The organism is Kribbella alba (genome assembly GCF_039529635.1).
Taxonomy (GTDB): Bacteria; Actinomycetota; Actinomycetes; order Propionibacteriales; family Kribbellaceae; genus Kribbella; species Kribbella alba.
Genome location: NZ_BAAANE010000004.1, coordinates 1151395 through 1167512, shown reverse-complemented (window position 1 = coordinate 1167512; position 16118 = coordinate 1151395). Strand labels below are relative to the sequence as shown.

The window sequence follows — 16118 nt, the reverse complement described above, 5'->3', positions numbered from 1 at the left end:
CAACGGGCCATTCACCGTGAGCTTCCTGACCTGCTGCGCCGGACCGTAGAGGTTGTAAAGGTTCCCGCCGAGCGCGGTGACGAGCCGGTCGCCTGCGGCGGCGCGAACTCTCCTCGCTGGTTCGGCGAGAGCTGCTGCGGGTCGCGTACGACGGTGGCTTTGCCGGCCTTGACGTGGACGGCGACCTCGGTGGACGGCTTGCCTTGGCCGGCCGCCGTCCACCACACGCCGCCCTGCCCGTCCGGAGCCCACACCTGCGCGGCGCTGGGCAGCGCAAGCCGTATAAGTCGCCCCTGCGCGTCCAGAGCTAGCTGCGTGCTGGTGCCCGTCGTTGCCCTACCCGCTGCGCCTTCCGCACTAACCGGTGGTCCCGCTGCTGGCACAAGCGGCAGCACTGTCGCCCTGTACTGCGTACTGCCGTCCGCGGGCTTCCGACGGTCGCACCGGGCTGTCGGCTCGGGCAGCGCCGGGTACGACGCCGCCGATGCTGCTGCGTCGGAGATCTCCAGGACCTGATCGCCGCCACCCGGCGCGACGCCCAGCAGTACGGACCCGTCCGGCCGGGCCTCGATGCTCTCCACCCTGTCGACTTGCCCCGGCAGCTGACGAAGAACCCCATCCGGAGTGAGCACCGCCGCCGGAGCGCTGCCCCCGAGCCACACGTTGCCCCGGACATCCACAGCGAACGCGTCGACCGTCAAGGACGAGCTGGCGACGTCGGAGCTCAGCGCACAGCCGGCAGGAGCTACCCCGGCCAGTTCCTGCGGCTTTCCTCCTGGCCGCAGCAGCGCCAAGCCTGTCTCGCTGGTTCGCCAGGCTGTGGTGCCGTCCGGTCCACTGGAGCTGGCGTTGCCCGGTGCGCCAGGGCCGGGATCAACCAGGAACTGCTTGAGCTCGAGGCCGGGTCGCAGTTGATTCGCCGGGATCTGCCAGGTTTTGGTCGATCCCCACACCACGATCGAGCGGTCGGCGTTGCGGTGGGTCAGCGCCGGGCCTTGGCCTGTTGCGACCACGTCGATGCCAGGCGTCACATACAGGCTGCCGTCGGAGTTCTTGTGGCTCAGGCTGACGTCCGCCGCGACCAGGTTGAGCGGCACTGCCAGGATCGCCCAGGCCTGACCACCGGCTCCTCCTGCAAGCAGGAACAGCTTGTTGTCGGACACACCCAGCAAGGCCGGAGGAGTGACCCCGTGGCTCAAGGCGACCCTGGGGAGGGCCACGCCGTCGCGGTACTCGAACACGGTCGAACCCTCGGAGCCGGTCCGGCCCAGCAACCACTCGCCCGGCGTACCGTCGAGCGCGCCCGCGATGGAGTCGAGTGGGTCCGAGGTGCCGATCGCGACTCGCATACCGAGCCGGTCGACCAGCTGACCACCCCGCAGATCCAGCAGCCGGTGCGGCGACCCCGCAACCACCTCTGGCTTGTACTGCGTTCCTGCCGCGCCTGGCACGAACAGCCCGGCGCCAACCGCGACCAGCCCGGCTGCCGCGACCACTCCTAGGGACCTCCTGGGCGTGTGTCGTGGGGACCAGTCGGGTGCGTGGCGGCGTACTGACAGGACTGTGGAGGTCGTGCCGATTGCTAGGAGGAGTATGCCGAACGTAAGGGCGAGCCAGGCTCCAATGCCGGGTCTGTAGCCGACCCCCTCCGGGAGCCTGGACGGAAGGCGCAGGAGAGCAGCGAGGTCTCCGGCGATGACCACAGCGCCGGTCGCAACCGCGCCCGCACGCAGTACGAGCATTGCGTCCCCTGCCGCCGCACCGGCTGCGCCCGCACCCTCTGCGCCCGCACCTGCTGCGCCCGCACCGGCTGCGCCCGCACCCTCTGCGCCCGCACCCTCTGCGCCCGACGCGGTGTTCGGCTTCGGTTCTGCCAGGGTGGCTATCGAGGCGACGAGGGCGGTGAGCGCGGTTGCTGTGAGGAGCAGAGCCCAGTTCTCGGCGTACGGGAGTTCCCACAGTTGCGTGCGGGCGAGGCCGGCCTCGGACCCGCCGGGGCCGATTGATACCGGGTCGATCAGCTCGCGCCACGGGAGGACGGTCGTCAGGATGAGCAGTGCGGCGAGGCTTCCGGTCAGAACCGGAACGAGGACAGACCGGTTCGGAAGATCGGTCAGCGACGTCAGCCGAAGGAATGTTGCTCGCAGGTCCGACTGGTCGAGGGGCATTTCCGAAGAGCTTTCAGGGCCCTCGGCGAGCACCGGTTCCAGGGTCGGCGAGCGGGTCGCCCAGTACGCGCAGAGGGCGGTGGCGAGACCACCGCAGAGGATTGTTCCGATCACAGTCGGTGAAGTGGAGCAGCCGGACCGGCCTTGACTGACGAGGCCTGTCCAGGTGATCGCGGTGAGGAACGCCAGGATGATCGCACCGTAGCCGCGAACCTGCCGGCGATGCTGGAATCGGTCTGCAGCAAGGCGATCTGCGAGCAGCAGCACGATCATCACGACCGGCAGGACGAGGGCGGCGCCGCGACCGCTGACCGGCTGGGTCGTCGCGCGCCAGAGGTAACAGCCTGTGCTCGACGAGCCCGGGATCAGGATCGACACGGCAGCGCCAACGGCAAGACACGCGAGCGCCGCACTTTGCCACTGGGTCCGTCGTAAGGTCCTCCGATGCCGGAGCTCTTCGGTCCGGAGCAGCGCCGCCGCAGCCGTCGATTCGGTGGGAAGGTCTCGCAGCGGCATGAAAAGAAGTTACCTGTCGCCAGATGTGGCTCGTTGTAAGAGCATGACTGCGTCAAGTGGACCCGGACTGTGCGAGAGGGGGCTGGAGATGGAATCATCTCGTCGCATGGACGCCCCGCGTCTGCCCTTGACCCAGGAACCGGTCCCTGACGCCGGTTCCTTTGGCGTGCGGCAAGCGGGTGGTGTGCTGGAGCGCGCGCAGCGGATCGCGGACACCCTGCGGGAGCAGGCGGAGTACGAGAACGACACCGCGCTCGCCGAAGCGGAGCGGATCCGCGTCGAGGCCGAGCGGGTGCGCAAGGAGGCCGAGCAGGCCGCCCAGGACCTGCGTGCCGACGCGAAGTCGGCCGCCCAGCGCCTCCTCAACGACACCGAACGGGCCGCCGAACAACTGCGGGCCGAATCGGAACAAACCGCCGAGCGCCTCCGCAACGAATCGGAGGCCCGCGCCGAGCAACTCCGCACCGAGTCCGAGGCTCGCGCCGAGCAGTTGCGCGCCGAGTCGGAGGCTCGCGCGGAGCAACTCCGCACGGAATCCGAGGCTCGCGCGGAGCAGTTGCGCGCCGAGTCTGAAGCGACGGCGCATGAGCTGCGCACGCAGTCGGAGGCGGCCGCCGAGCGGCTCCGGACCGAGTCGGAGGGCGAGGCTGAGCGGGTCAAGGCCGAAGCGCTCGCGGAGGCAGAGCGGGTCACCTCCGAGGCGCGCATTGAAGCCGAGCGCGTCACGTCTGAAGCGCGGGCGCAAGCCGAGCGGGTCACATCTCAGGCGCGAGCGGAAGCCGAGCGGGTCTCGGCAGAGGCGCTTGCGGAAGCCGAGCGACTTCGGTCGGAATCGGAAGCGGCTGCGGAGCAGTTGCGGACGACCGTCGCCGACGAGGTGGCCAAGCGTCGGCACGACTCCGAGAGCGCGGCCGACCGGCTGCGCACCGAGGCGCAGGCCGCGGCCGACCAGTTGCGGGCGGAGTCCCAGGCTGCCGCCGGTCGGCGCATCGCCCTTGCGGAGGCAGAAGCGGCTCGATTGAAGGAAGATGCCGACGAGCTGCTGGAAGAGGCACGACTGGCTCGGGAGCGCGCGCAGCAGGCCGTCGAGCGAGCCAGCCGGGAAGCACAGCAACTCGTCGCGGACGCCGGCGAACAGGCCGCGCTCGTCTCGCAGGCAGCAGTCAACAACGAAGCCGAACTCATCTCCCGGGCCGAGTCCGAGGCGAGCGAACTTCGCGCCACGGTCGAGCGCGAGGCCGAGATCGCCCGCGAACGTTCCCGCGCCGAGATTGCCGAGGCGCACGCCGAGATCGAGCGCCTCCGCGGCGAGAACCGCGTTGAGCTGGAGCGCCGGACGGCCGAGCTCGAGGAGACCGAGCGGGCCAAGCTGGCCGCCATCTCGCTGGAGATCGACAAGCTCCGCGCTGCGGCGGTCGAGGACATCGGCCAGCAGAAGGCAGCGGCCGAGGAGACCAACGAGCGCCTGATGGCGGACGCCAGGGCCCAGGCCAAACTGGTCGTGGACAGCATCGAGGCCGACCGCCGAACTGCGACTGCCGAGGCGCAGCGGATCGTCGAAGACGCCAATAGGGCGGCCGAAGCCGCGCTCGCGGAAGCCGAGAAGCAGACGGCGTGGAGCAAGAAGACGGTCGACGAGCTGGTCGCCGCGGCGGAGCGGGAAGCGCGAGGGATCCGGGACAGGGCCGCGATGGATGTCGCCGAGCTGGCCAGGCAGAAGCGCGCCCACCTGCGCCGAGTGGTCAGCCGGTCGACCAGCAGGCTCAAGGAGACCCAGCTCGCGGTCGCCAAGGAGCTCGAGGAGACGCAGGCCGCGGCCGCGAAGCAGAACGCCGAGCTGACGCTGCAGGCGGAGACGGCAGTGGCGGACGCTACGCGGCAGGCCGATCGGATCACCTCGCAGGCCCAGGCCAAGGTGGACCGGCTCAAGGCTGCCGCCGAGGTGGAGGCCAAGGAGATCGTCAGCCGGGCCAACCGCCGCGAGGCCGAGGCCGAGGCGAGCACCCAGGTACTGCGTGAGCGCGCCGCGAACGATCTCGCCGCCGCCCAGCGGCAGTCGCACGACCTGATCCGCAAGTCCCGCGCCGAGGCCCAGCAGCTCGAGGCGCAGGCCCGCGAGCAGGCCGACGAGCTGCGCGCGCAGGCCCGAAAACTTCTCGCCGACGCCGAGGCGAGGGTCGCGGCGCTGAACCAGCGCCGTGATGAGATCACCAAGGAGCTCACCCAGCTTTCGGGTGTGATCGAGGCACTCGCTGTACCAGGATTCCGCGCAGGTGGTGGAATGTCTGGCAGCGAGGGTTCCACGGGGGAATCAGGATGAGGACGTGACAGTCAGATCCTTGTCAGTGACAATGTGTGATCCACCCACCCACCGAAGTGAGCATCAGAAGACATGAGCAGTGAAGCCCCAACCCCGTTCCGCACCGTCTTGCGTGGCTACGAGCCTGCCCAGGTGGACCAGCACGTTCGTGAGCTGACCACCTCGTTGACCGCGCTGCAGCAGCAGTCCGAGCAGCTGCAGCGGCACGTCCAGGAGCTGCAGAGCCGGACGGACGCCGCTGAATCGGCCGTCATCTCCGCTCAGGAGGAGAGCAAGGACCGCGCCCCGACGTTCACCGAGTTCGGTGAGCGGGTCGCCAAGATCCTGTCGCTCGCCGACGACGAGGCCCGCGACCTGGTCACCCGGGCCCGGACCGACGCCGATGCGATCGTGGCCGACGCCGAGGCGCACGCGAAGAAGGTCCGCAAGGAGGCCGAGCAGTACTCCCTGGACTGGAAGAGCGAGGTCGACGCCGAAGCCGCCCGCATCCTGGAGGAGGCGCGCACCCAGGCCGACGACATGCGCGACGAGGCCGAGCGCGACGCCACCGCGCGCCGCAGCGAGGCCCAAGCTCTGTACGAGCAGGAGCGCGCCAAGTCCGCCCAGGCAGCGGCCGCCTTCGAGACCACCCTGGCCGAGCGCCGGGGCAAGGTCGAGCAGGAGTTCGCCGCCCGGACCGCACTGGCCGAGCAGCAGCTGGCGGCGGTCACCGACCGCGCGGCCCAGGTGCAGCGCGAAGCCGACCGCTCCCGCTCCGAGGCGGAGCGGCTGGCCCAGCAGCAGCTGGCCGACGCCAACCGTCAGGCCCAGGAGATCGTCGCCGCCGCGAAGGACAAGTCCGAGCGGATCCGTGCCGAGTCCGAGCGTGAGCTCGCGGCCGCGACGCAGCGCCGGGACAGCATCAACGCGCAGCTGACCAACGTCCGGCAGATGCTGGCCACGTTGTCCGGCAGCCCGGCGATGCCGCTCGACCTGCTGGCCGACGACGACGCCGAAGCCACGGCGAACAGCAGCAAGAAGAACTGAGCACCACCCGCTGAGGCCGGCCGGGGTCCTGTGAACCCCAGGCCGGCCTCCAGCAAGCCCGCTCGATCGCGGTCGACCGGGCGATTCCTCGCGCCCAGCCGATTCCCCGCCCCCCGCCCGCGCGCGTTTCCGTTGCGTCCGCCCGCGCGCGTTTCCGTTGCGTCCGAACAACGGCGGGGCAGGCCCCTCACCTCTTCGGACGCAAGCGATCAACAGCCGCCACATCGGCATCCGCCGCAGGCGCATCCGCCGGCAGCGCGGCATCCGGGGCATCCGCCGGCATCCGAGGCCCGGGTGGTCGGGCGCGGGAGACTCCGTGCGTCCGAATGACTGCGGGGCAGGCCCCGCACCTCTTCGGACGCAAGCGTTAGGCGGGGAGGCGGTAGTGGTTGCGCGGGAGCGGATCCACCAGGCCGTCGGCGACGAGACCGTCGAGGGCGCGTTCGCGCTGGGCTTGGTCGGGCCAGCATGCGTCGAGTGCGGTCTTCGGGACCGGCTCGGCCGCGGCCCGCAGTACCGCCAGGAGGCGTCCGCGGACCTGCCGGTCGGTGCCTTCGTACGTCTGACCCTTGCGCGGCGGACCGTCGTACGGGGGACTCCCAGCGAGCACCCAGGCGCAACGGCTGCGGATCGGGCACTCGCTGCAACGCGGGATGCGAGCAGTGCACACAAGTGCGCCCAACTCCATCGTTGCCACGGCCCAGCGCGCCGCTGTTGGCTCATCCTCAGGCAGAGCCCGTACTGCGAGCCGCTGGTCCGCGGCTGTAGGCGAGATGCTCGGCTGAGCCGTCCCAGTCAACGCCCGGGCGAACACGCGCCGCACGTTGGTGTCTACGACCGCATGCCGCTGCCCATACGCGAACGACGCGATCGCAGCGGCCGTATAACTCCCAACCCCGGGCAGAGCGAGCAGTGCAGCGTGGTCGTCCGGTACTACGCCGTCGTGCCGCTCCACGATCGCCCTAGCAGCCGCGTGCAGCCTGAGGGCGCGGCGTGGGTACCCCAGGCGGTCCCAGGCCCGCACAGCCTCACCTGGCGGATCCGCTGCCAGGTCTGCCGGCCTCGGCCACCGCTCCATCCACAGCTTGTACGCCGGGAGCACCCGGGCGACAGGTGTCTGCTGCAGCATGAACTCGCTGACCATCACCGCCCAGGCGCCGGCGCCAGGTTGACGCCAGGGCAGCGTGCGGGCGTTCTCGGAGTACCAGTGCAGGACGGGCTCGTGCAGGGCTGATGCGAGGGGGAGCGGCGAGTCTGACATGTCGAGCACAATCCTGACACTAGGGTGCGAGCATGAGCAGCCTGCTCCGACCGGTCGGGCACCTGCCCGCCAGCGTCTACTGGTTCAGGCGGGCACTCGTGCTCGTCGTACTGGTGGTTCTGCTGGTGCTGCTCGGACGTCTGGTCGGTGGAGGCGGCAACGATCCGCAGAACTCCGCAGCCACCGCTCCGGAGCAGACCCCCAGTTCCGAGCCGACCGCCGGTCCCAGCACGACGCCTTCAACTACGCCGTCAAGCGCGTCGTCCACAGCTCAGACCCCTGGCGGCAAGGGCTCGTCGGCGCCGGTGAAGTCGGAAGCGCCGAAGGATCTGAATTGCACGGGCAACGACGTGCGGATCGATGTGCTGCCGTCCAGCCGGTCGATCGCGCCGGGTGCTTCGCTGAACTTCGTGGTGCAACTCAATGCTCTCAATGACGAGTGCAAGGCAACGCTCGACCCGACCGTGTTGTCGGTGACGGTTGTGTCCGGCAAGGACCAGATCTGGACCACAACCCAATGTGAGCAGGTCATTCCGCGCGCCACGCTGGTCCTTGCCAAGGGCAAGCAGTCCACTAGCACGGTGTCGTGGAACGGTCGCCGCTCCGCTCCCGGCTGCTTGCCCGGGCAGCTCCAGGCCAAGCCCGGAACCTATGTGGTCAAGGCCGTCTACGACGGACAGGTCTCGGCCGGGCAGGCGTTCCAGATCACCTGACCCGGCCGGATCACTTCACCGGCCGGATCATTTCGACGGGCAGATCACTGATCAGCGGTGTCGGCTAGCCGGCTTCTGCCGCCGCGGGTGCGTCGACCGGGCGCTGCAGATGGGCGGGCCGGCTGAACATCAGCGCGGCGATCAACCCGATCAGCAACACGGCCGCCGGCAGCATCAACGACTGCGCCATCGCATCGCTGAACCCTTGGTGCAGTGCCAGGGGCAAATTGGCGCCGCCCCCTTCACCCGCAGATGCCCCACCCGGCACCGCCGGCAGGTTCGCGGCCAGCCGCGACTCCATCAGCACCGCGATGCCCGCGCTGCCGAGCACCGCGCCCACCTGACGGGTGGTGTTGTAGACACCAGCACCCGCACCGGCTTGGTGCATCGGCAGGTTCCGCGTCGCAGTACTGCCGATCGGCGCCCACATGAACCCGTTCGCGACGCCGAGCAGTGCGATCGGCAGCAGGAGTTTCCAGATCGGCACCGTCGGCTCCATCACCTGGCTGAGCCAGAACAGCGACACCGAGCAGCACAGCAGGCCGAATCCCGCGATGAACCGCGGCGGCGCCTTGTCGGTCAGGCGGCCGACGAAGGGGGCTAGCGCACCCGAGATGACCGCCATCGGGACCAGCAGCAGGGCCGACCGGGTCGGGCTGAGCCCGCGAACGCTCTGCGCGTAGAGCATCAGTGGGAACGCCATCGCGGTGATCGCGAACCCGACCGTAGTGATCGCGATGTTCGCCAGCGTGAAGTTGCGGTCCTTGAACAGCGACAGGGGCAGCAGCGGCTCGTCCTTGGTGCGGGACTGCCAGAAGATGAAGATCGCGATCACCACCAGGCCGGTGATGATCAGCGACCAGACCGAGATCGGCCCCTTGATCTGGCCCCAGTTGTACTTCTGCCCCTCCTGGATGCCGAACACCAGGCAGAACAACCCGATCGTGCTCAGCGCCACCCCGATCAGGTCGAACTTGTGCTCGTGGGTCGGCAGGTCCGGAACGAGCCGCATCGCCAGCACGAACCCGATCACGCCGATCGGCGCGTTCACGAAGAAGATCCACTGCCAGCCGAGTCCGTCGACCAGGACGCCGCCGAGGATCGGGCCGACCAGCGTCGCCACCCCCGCGGTGGCGCCCCACAGGCTCATCGCGCGACCCCGCTGGTCCGGCGGGAAGATCCGGGTGATAACCGCCATCGTCTGCGGCGTCATCATCGAGGCGCCCAGACCCTGGAACACCCGGGCGACGATCAACAGCTCGATCGAGTTGGTCAGCCCGCACCAGACCGATGCGATGGTGAAGACCGCCAACCCGGTCAGGTAGAGCTTCTTCGGCCCGACCCGGTCACCGAGCCGCCCGGTGATCAGCAGCGGTACGGCGTACGCGAGCAGGTAGGCGCTCGTCACCCAGACCACGTTGCCGATATCGGCGTTCAGATCCCTGATGATCGCCGGCGTCGCCACCGACACGATGGTCGAGTCGACCAGGATCATGAAGAACCCGAGCACCAGCGCCCACAAGGCGGGCCACGGCCGGACCTCGGGCCTTACTTGCTCTTGCGGTGTCGCCATGAAAGATCCTTGCTCTCGATCCGATTGATCAGGGTGTTGAGCCACTCGCGCTCGGCGGCCAGTTGCGCCCGGTTGTAGTCGGCGGCGATCCAGGACGGCTCCGGCACGCCGCGCTCCTTGACGTCCACGACTGCCTCTTCGACTTCGGCGAGCCAGGCGTCCAGATCCGCGACGCGGCGCCGGAACCCGACCAGCGCGTCCTCCTCGCTGAGTGTGTGTGCCTCGCTCAGTACCACCGGGAACAGCGGGTACTCGTTGACATAGGTCTCGATCCCGGACCGGACCCGGTCGGCCAGCGCCTGCTTGCCCTCGGCCGTCAGCTCGTACGTCGTCCGCTCGGGGCGGTTGCCGGCGCGCCCGGTGCCGGTCGCTCGGACGAATTCCTGCCGCGCGAGCCGTTCGACAGTGTGGTAGAGCGAGCCTGGTCGGACCTTCACGAGCCGGTCGTTCCGGCGTTTCAGCAGCAGTTGGTACATCTCGTACGCGTGCTTGGGGCCCTCGGTCAGCAACGCCAGCACTGCAATCCCCAATGGCGTCAGCTCGGCCATGTCCCTCCAGCTGGATTGTTCCGCCCGAACTATTCCACGTGGAGTATTACAAGCCGATGTGGCAGCCCGCAAGGTCCGAACGGCGCAGAGACAGCAAGACGCGGCGCCGGCGGAAGGTCAGCCGGCGCCGCGTACGCAGTACGGGTGAGGGCTAGACGTAGCGCTCGAGGATGCTCGATTCAGCCAGACGGGACAGGCCTTCGCGAACCGTGCGGGCGCGGTTCTCGCCGACGCCGTCGACCGTCTGGAGGTCGTCGATGCTCGCGGCCAGGAGCTTCTGCAGATGGCCGAAGTGCTCGATCAACCGGTCGATCACCGCGCCCGGAAGACGCGGCACCTTCGCCAGCAGGCGGTAGCCGCGCGGCGTGACCGCCGCGTCCAGTTGCTCGGCGCCGCCAAGCTGCAGGGCCCGCGCGACCTGGCCGATGTCCAGCAGATCGGTCGGGCTCACGGCGTCCAGCTCGAGCAGGACGTCGTCGGCCGTCTTGGCGCGACGGCCGGTCGCCGGGGGAAGGTAGTCCCGCACGACCAGCTCGCGTTCGCCCGCGACACCCGCGACGAGCTCGTTCAGCTGCAGGGTGAGGAGTCGCCCGTCGGTGCCCAGCTCCACGACGTACCCGTCGATCTCGGTGGCGATCCGGCGGACCATCTCCAGCCGCTGTGCGACCGCGGCGACATCGCGAACCGTGACCAGGTCCTCGATCTCCAGCGCGGACAGCGTGCCGGACACCTCGTCGAGGCGCAGCTTGTATCGCTCGAGGGTGGCCAGTGCCTGGTTCGCCCGGGACAGGATCGCGCCGGAGTCCTCGAGCACGTAGCGCTGGTCGTCGACATACAGGGCGATGATGTGCATCGACTGCGACACCGAGATGACCGGGAAGCCGGTCTGGCGGGCGACGCGGTCGGCGGTGCGGTGCCGGGTGCCGGTCTCCTGGGTGAAGATCGACGGGTCCGGCATCAGGTGCACGGCGGCGCGGAGCATCCGGCTCATGTCGCGATCGAGGATGATCGCGCCGTCCATCTTGCTCAGCTCGCGCAGACCGGTGGCGGAGAACTCCACGTCGATCTCGAAGCCGCCGGTCGAGATCGCGTCGACCGTCTTGTCCTGACCCAGGACGAGCAGGGCGCCGGTCCGCCCCCGCAGGATCCGCTCCAGGCCTTCGCGCAGTTCGGTACCGGGCGCCACGGCTGCGAGGGTCGCACGCATCCGGGCGCCGGTGCTGTTCTTGTCGGAATTCGGGGCCACGATCCCTGAGTCTATGCGGCTCAGACGCGCGGTGTGACGGAGCGGGCCTCTTTACGGCCAGTCGCCTTGACGCCGATCGAGCAGCGCTTGCAAACGCCCGTGCATACGATCGTGCACCCGCTCTGTGCAACCCGATTTCGCCGCAATACGAGCGATTGCGTCCGAACGACCGCGGGGCAGGACCCACACTTCTTCGGACGCAGGCGGAGGCGCAAGCGGCTTCGCCGGGGTACGGGCGCTTGCGTCCGAGTGTCTGTGGGGCAGGACCTTCACTTCTTCGGACGCTAGCGGCTTCCCGGAGCTACGGGTGGTTGCGTCCGAGTGTCCGTGGGGCAGGACCCGTACTTCTTCGGACGCTAGCGGGGGCGCAAGGGGCTTCGCCGGGGTACGGGCGCTTGCGTCCGAATCATCGTGGGGCAGGACCCGTACTTCTTCGGACGCAGGCGGGGGCGCAAGGGGCTTCGCCGGGGTACGGGTGCTTGGGTCCGAATCACCGCGGGGCAGGACCCGTACTTCTTCGGACGCAGGCGGGGTCGCAAGGGGCTCCGCCGGGGTACGGGCGCTTGGGTCCGAATCACCGTGGGGCGGGACCCGCAGTTCTTCGGACGCTAGCGGCTTCCCGGAGCTACGGGCGCTTGCGTCCGAGTCACCGTGGGGCGGGACCCGTACTTCTTCGGACGCAGGCGGGGGCGCAAGGGGCTTCGCCGGGTTACGGGCGCTTGCGTCCGAGTGTCCGCGGGGCGGGACCCGCACTTCTTCGGACGTAAGCGGGGGCGCAAGCGGAGGCGGGGGCGCAAGCGGAGGCGGAGGCGGCGGTCGAGGGGTTAGGGGCAGCGGATGATCTGGCCGGCGTAGGAGAGGCCGCCGCCGAAGCCGAAGAGGAGGACGGGGGCGCCGACCGGGACCTCGCGCTTCTCGACCAGCTTGGACAGCGCGATCGGGATGCTCGCGGCTGAGGTGTTGCCGGACTCGATGACGTCGCGGGCGACCACCGCGTTCACCGCGCCCAGACGCTTGGCCAGCGGCTCGATGATGCGAAGGTTCGCCTGGTGCAGCACCACGCCGCCCAACTCCTCCGGCGTCACGCCACCCTTCTCGCAGACCTGGCGCGCGATCACCGGCAGTTGCGTGGTGGTCCAGCGGAAGACGCTTTGGCCTTCCTGGGCGAACTTCCCATCGCGACCCTCGATCCGGACCGCGTCCGACATCTCCGGCACCGAGCCCCATACGACCGGCCCGATCTCGGGCTCGTCGGTGGCGACCACCACTGCTGCGCCGGCGCCGTCGCCGATCAGCACGCACGTGGTCCGGTCGGTCCAGTCGGTGAAGTCGCTCAGCTTCTCGACGCCGATCACCAGCGCCTTCGACGCCGCACCCGCGCGGATGGCGTGGTCAGCGGTCGCCAGCGCGTGGCTGAACCCCGAGCACGCGGTGTTCACGTCGAGCGCGGCAGGATGCGCGAGGCCGAGCCGGGCAGCCACCCGGGCTGCGATGTTGGGGGAGCGGTCGATCGCAGTACAGGTGGCGACGACGACCATGTCGATCTCGGCGACGTCCAGGCCGGCGTTGGCGACGGCCTTCTCGGCGGCCCGCCAGGCCATCTCGTCGACCTGCTCGTCCGGCGCGGCGATCCGGCGTTCGCGGATCCCGACCCGGCTCTGGATCCACTCGTCGTTGGTCTCCACCATGGTGGAGAGCTCGGCGTTCGTGAGCACTCGCTCCGGCTGGTAGTGGCCGAGGGCGACAACTTTGGAACCGGTCATCTCGAGTGCTCCTCCGGTCGGGGCGGGCAGACTGCTGCCGTACCTGGCAGTTCAGGGGGCGCCACCAGACTACGTTCCAGGTCCCGGTTTCGTGGACGCCCGTCTCACGCCCACCCGACCGGTGTGGGCTTGAACACAAAGCCGACGGAGATGTCAGCCGAGGCCGGCGGCTTGAAGGGCGGCGCGGATGTCGCCCGCCGCGAAGGTGCGCAGACCGTACTTCGCCTGCATGTCCATCGGCTTGGATTCCTTGCTGCGGTTGGGCACGTCGGCCGGCACGATCGCCTTGGTGAATCCCAGCCGGGCGGCCTCGGCCAGCCGTTTCTCCAGCCCGCCGACCCGGCGCACCTCACCAGCCAGCCCCACCTCGCCGATCGCGATCAGGCCGGGGTGGATCGGCTTGTCCATCACCGACGACGCCACCGCGATCGCGACAGCCAGATCCGCGACCGGCTCGGTGATCTTCACCCCGCCCACGGTCGCGACGTACACCTCCTGGTCGGTCAACTTGAGCCCCGCCCGGTTCCCGAGCACGGCCAGCACCATGGCGACGCGGGAAGACTCCAGTCCTGAAGTCGTCCGCCGCGGCTGGGGTGCGGCTGACGGCCCCACCAACGCCTGTACTTCGGCGAGCAGCGGGCGGCGACCTTCCATCATCACCGTCACGCACGTGCCGGCGACCGGCTCGGCGTGCTCGGAGACGAACAGGCCGGTCGGGTCGCTCACCTCGACGATGCCGGTGTCGACCATGTCGAAGCAGCCGACCTCGTCCGACGGGCCGAACCGGTTCTTCGTCGCGCGCACCATCCGGAACCCCGAGTGCCGATCGCCGTCGAACGCCAGCACCACGTCCACCAGGTGCTCGAGCATCCGCGGCCCGGCGATCGCGCCGTCCTTGGTGACGTGGCCGACCAGCACGACCGCGATGTTGCGCTCCTTCGCCAGCCGGACCAGCGCACCCGTGACCTCGCGGACCTGGGTGACTCCGCCGGGCGCGCCGTCCACCTCGGGATGCGCCATCGTCTGCACCGAGTCGATCACCAGGAACGAAGGCTCGACGGCGTCGACCTGACCGACGACCGCCGACAGGTCGGTCTCGGCCGCCAGATAGAGCTCGTCCACCAGGGCATCCGTGCGCCCGGCCCGGAGCCGGACCTGCGCGGCGGATTCTTCACCGGACACATAGAGCGTGCGTTGTCCTCGCCGAGCTGATTGGGCCGCGACCTCCAGCAGCAACGTCGACTTGCCGACACCTGGCTCGCCCGCGAGCAGGATCACAGCGCCCGGCACCACTCCACCGCCGAGCACACGATCCAGCTCGCCGATGCCGGTAGGCCTTGATTCCGCCTCGATCGCGGAGACCTTCGCGATTGGCATGGCCGGGGACGACACGGGACCAGCGGTGATCCGGGCAGCCTTGGGCGCGCCGACCTCGGCGACCGTGCCCCAGGCCTGGCACTCGCCACAGCGCCCGATCCAGCGCGCTGTCGTCCAGCCGCACTCGCTGCAGGCGAACGGCGACTTGCCCGCCTTCGACCTAGTCTGCCCCGCTGCCTTCACCATGACCGACAACCTAAGCGAAGCCTCGGACAAAATCCGTCAGCACCCAGCGATCGGCCGGCACCGCATTTCAATCAGCGGGGCGATGTCCACGAGCAAGACTCCGTCAGCGCACCCAGCGCTCGATCAATCGGCGGACCCAGCCGACCGCCGCCTGTCCAGGTCCTTCCTCGGTGATCATCGGCACCTCGCCGGTTTCGCGCGCCGCCTCGCGGTATTTCGCCAGCGTCGGGTGAGCATCCGGATCCCCACGCAACAAGGCGCTCTGCTCCAGCAACTCGCGAGACAAGCGTCTGCCAGAAGGACAGCAGCAAGACCACCGGCACTATCGAGGCGACGACCGCGGCCGCGGCGACAGTTCCAGCCAAGGCCGAGAACTGTCGAGCCTCACCCCACAACACCAGCGACAGCGGCGTAGTACCGGGTCCACTGATCAAGAAGCCGACGATGAAGTCGTTCCACACCAGCACGAAACGACGGCTCGATGCTCGCCTACGTCGATCCGGAGTCGAGGTGGAAGTCCGGGCACGGGCAACCGTTCGAGCAGCAGTCCGTCCATTCGCGCCCGGTGCGTCCCAGTTCGGTGCGACTGCTCACCCAAGGGGCACCGGCGGGTCTTCGCAGCCGCCCGCGTGGCGCTACCTTCGATCAGCCCGGGCCGCTGTCAGTACGTCTTGCTCCACAAGTTGATGGCATAGTCGACCTCTACGCCCTGATGCGAGGCGATGATGCGCTCGGCGTCGGCCGGCTTGAACTCGATCCGGATCACCGCCTCGAGATCCTCGCGGCGCTCGAACCGCCAGCCCATGTCGAGTTGCGTCCGCTGCCAGCCGCGCGCGGTCCAGAACCGCTCGATCTCGGGCGCCTTGATCATCGGGTAGGCCTCGGCGAACCACTTCCCGAACGTCGACCGGCCGGCGTCGTTGTCGATCACGAAGGCCGTCCCACCCCGGCGCATAACCCGGTCCACCTCGATCAGGCCCGGCTCGCAGCCCGGCCCGAAGAAGTAGGCCCACCGCGCGTGCATCACCTCCACCGAAGCGTCTGGGACCGGCATCTGCTGAGCCGTTCCCTGCCGCACGTCGACGTTCGGCAAGTCCTTCGTACGAAGTCGTGCCGCGGCCACCAATTCCCCATGCGGCTCGACCCCGACCACCTTGCGAGCAGTCGCCGCGAACCTCGGCAGATGGAATCCGGTCCCACACCCCAGATCGAGCACATTCGCCCCGGCCCAGTCCCGCACCGCCCGCATGGCCGGCTCGATCAACCCGTCCGGATCAACCGCCCGGTTCTCCACCTCATACGTCCCCGGATGGTGCCAGATATTGGGACTGGGAATGCCACCTTCCGCAATACTCACAACCCCACCATATAGACCACCTGGCGGCCGCAAGTCGCGACTGTGCGGGTCCGGCTGGTCTGCG

General features: G+C 69.2%; 12 protein-coding genes. 3 read left to right on the top strand and 9 right to left on the bottom strand.

Annotated elements, in window-relative coordinates:
- Positions 1-11: 11 nt before the first annotated feature.
- Complete coding sequence (locus tag ABD210_RS12345) at positions 12-2684, bottom strand: hypothetical protein (RefSeq protein WP_344111275.1); 2673 nt, start codon at positions 2682-2684, stop codon at positions 12-14.
- A gap of 106 nt (positions 2685-2790) precedes the next feature.
- Between ABD210_RS12345 and ABD210_RS12340 the strand changes: the two genes are divergently transcribed.
- Positions 2791-5004 carry a kinetoplast-associated-like protein gene (locus ABD210_RS12340; RefSeq protein WP_344111274.1) on the top strand — a complete coding sequence of 738 codons (2214 nt, stop codon included), beginning with the start codon at positions 2791-2793 and terminating at the stop codon, positions 5002-5004.
- A 72-nt stretch (positions 5005-5076) separates the two neighbouring features.
- Positions 5077-6030, top strand: a complete 954-nt coding sequence (locus ABD210_RS12335; RefSeq protein ID WP_344111273.1) for a DivIVA domain-containing protein — start codon at positions 5077-5079, stop codon at positions 6028-6030.
- A gap of 367 nt (positions 6031-6397) precedes the next feature.
- Here ABD210_RS12335 and ABD210_RS12330 read toward each other — a convergent pair whose 3' ends face one another.
- Positions 6398-7291, bottom strand: coding sequence for an HhH-GPD family protein (locus ABD210_RS12330; protein WP_344111272.1), 894 nt, complete (start codon positions 7289-7291; stop codon positions 6398-6400).
- A gap of 32 nt (positions 7292-7323) precedes the next feature.
- Here ABD210_RS12330 and ABD210_RS12325 point away from each other — a divergent pair, with 32 nt between their 5' ends.
- Positions 7324-8004 (top strand): hypothetical protein, encoded by a 681-nt coding sequence (locus tag ABD210_RS12325; RefSeq protein ID WP_344111270.1) that lies wholly within the window; start codon positions 7324-7326, stop codon positions 8002-8004.
- 64 nt (positions 8005-8068) lie between these two features.
- Here the strand turns inward: ABD210_RS12325 and ABD210_RS12320 are convergent, their stop codons facing one another.
- The 7 genes from ABD210_RS12320 to ABD210_RS12290 all read right to left on the bottom strand — a co-directional run bounded on the left by ABD210_RS12320 (position 8069) and on the right by ABD210_RS12290 (position 16054).
- The gene (locus ABD210_RS12320) at positions 8069-9577 is read right to left on the bottom strand and encodes a DHA2 family efflux MFS transporter permease subunit (RefSeq protein WP_344111269.1); all 1509 of its coding nucleotides are present in this window, start codon (positions 9575-9577) and stop codon (positions 8069-8071) included.
- Positions 9553-10125 carry a PadR family transcriptional regulator gene (locus tag ABD210_RS12315; protein WP_344111268.1) on the bottom strand — a complete coding sequence of 191 codons (573 nt, stop codon included), beginning with the start codon at positions 10123-10125 and terminating at the stop codon, positions 9553-9555. Before ABD210_RS12315 ends, ABD210_RS12320 begins: the two co-directional genes overlap by 25 nt.
- 151 nt (positions 10126-10276) lie before the next feature.
- Entirely contained in the window at positions 10277-11332 is a 1056-nt protein-coding gene (disA, locus tag ABD210_RS12310) for a DNA integrity scanning diadenylate cyclase DisA (protein ID WP_425552672.1), read from the bottom strand.
- Between the two features lie 863 nt (positions 11333-12195).
- Positions 12196-13134: a beta-ketoacyl-ACP synthase III gene (locus ABD210_RS12305; protein ID WP_344111265.1), complete on the bottom strand. Its 939-nt coding sequence runs from the start codon at positions 13132-13134 to the stop codon at positions 12196-12198.
- A 153-nt stretch (positions 13135-13287) separates the two neighbouring features.
- Complete coding sequence (gene radA / locus ABD210_RS12300; RefSeq protein ID WP_344111263.1) at positions 13288-14697, bottom strand: DNA repair protein RadA; 1410 nt, start codon at positions 14695-14697, stop codon at positions 13288-13290.
- A 103-nt stretch (positions 14698-14800) separates the two neighbouring features.
- Positions 14801-14971, bottom strand: coding sequence for a hypothetical protein (locus tag ABD210_RS12295; RefSeq protein ID WP_344111261.1), 171 nt, complete (start codon positions 14969-14971; stop codon positions 14801-14803).
- A 387-nt stretch (positions 14972-15358) separates the two neighbouring features.
- Complete coding sequence (locus tag ABD210_RS12290) at positions 15359-16054, bottom strand: class I SAM-dependent methyltransferase (protein WP_344111260.1); 696 nt, start codon at positions 16052-16054, stop codon at positions 15359-15361.
- Between the last annotated feature and the right edge of the window lie 64 nt (positions 16055-16118).